Consider the following 1181-nt stretch of genomic DNA (forward strand, 5'->3'; position numbering starts at 1 on the left):
GGCACCCAGCCCCGACGGCACGATCGTATCGGCCGGTAGCGCTCACGAGCGGGGAGGGAAGTTCCATTGCTGGTTGGGCCCGCCGGTGCAGTCCCATATCTGCAGCCGTGCGCTGTTGGCGGATTCGTTGTCGGTCACATCCAGGCATTTCCCGCTCGGAGCGTTGATGATTGCGCCACCGATCGGGTTGCCATCGATGACCGCATCGTCGACAAGCCACTGCTGACTCTTCTGCCCGCCACAGTCACTGATCTGTACCGGTGCAGCGTTGGGGAACGAGTCACCGGATGCCGCATCTACTACGTCCAGGCACTTTCCGGTGTGCGGGTTGATGATCTGATTCGCACTGGTCACTATCCACCGCTGGTTTTCCGCACCCGTGTAGTCCCACATTTGCACAGGTGTACCGCTCGCAGTTCCGTTGTCGACGATGTCAACGACCCTGCCGTCCAAACCATATATAGGAGAATCGTCTGCAGTTCCCTGATCTGGACCAGCAAGAAAATTGGTTCCCAAGGGAGCGTCGAAATCCGGGTTCGTATCGGTCTCGGTCGAGCCGACTTCAATCGTTGTCAACGGCGCACCACCGGCATTGTCCCCACGTAGAGAGTTCGGTAAGTCCTGCGGTCCGCAGCGCACACTGCGATTAGTTTGCATTACAAAATTCTCGGTTTTTCCATCACCGAAGCCATAATCCGTCTGGAACGTGAAAAAATTCTCGGGATAGCCATAAGCGCTAGACAAACCATCGGCGCTTACGGTTTCGGGTGGTGTGATATACCCTGGTTCGCCCATGACCAAACCGTGATCGATATCGAGAGGTATCGGGTCGGGGTTGGGATTGGGTACTTGAGGGGCTGCATGGCTACTGCGAAGCATCGGCCGTACCGTGGTGCCGGCTTCACCTGCTTTGACTGTTATGTTGATGGATGGAAAAACGATTGTTTGTTCGCCTGTAATAATGCCAGTTGATCTATCTGATCCTAGTCCTATTCTACTATCGTCATGCCAGTCTGCCTTTAGGGCATTCGGGCCGTTCCCCGTCGGATCCTGCTTTGTGCCTTCGGTTATGTTTCCGGATGACATCCTCAATATGGGCCCACTGGCATCTGGCACCCCATCGTAGCCGACTCGGGTCAGGTCAATTTTCCCGTACAAGTTTGAAGCAGAATGATCTATTT

Annotated in this window: 1 protein-coding gene; it reads right to left on the minus strand. The window is 55.1% G+C overall.

All coding sequences use genetic code 11. The features are described from left to right. Window positions 1-42: 42 nt before the first annotated feature. On the minus strand, window positions 43-1181 hold a 1139-nt coding region (locus RM2_RS23690), incomplete at its 5' end, for an RICIN domain-containing protein (protein ID WP_218017278.1).

Source organism: Rhodococcus marinonascens NBRC 14363, from assembly GCF_001894885.1.
Taxonomy (GTDB): domain Bacteria; phylum Actinomycetota; class Actinomycetes; order Mycobacteriales; family Mycobacteriaceae; genus Rhodococcus_F; species Rhodococcus_F marinonascens.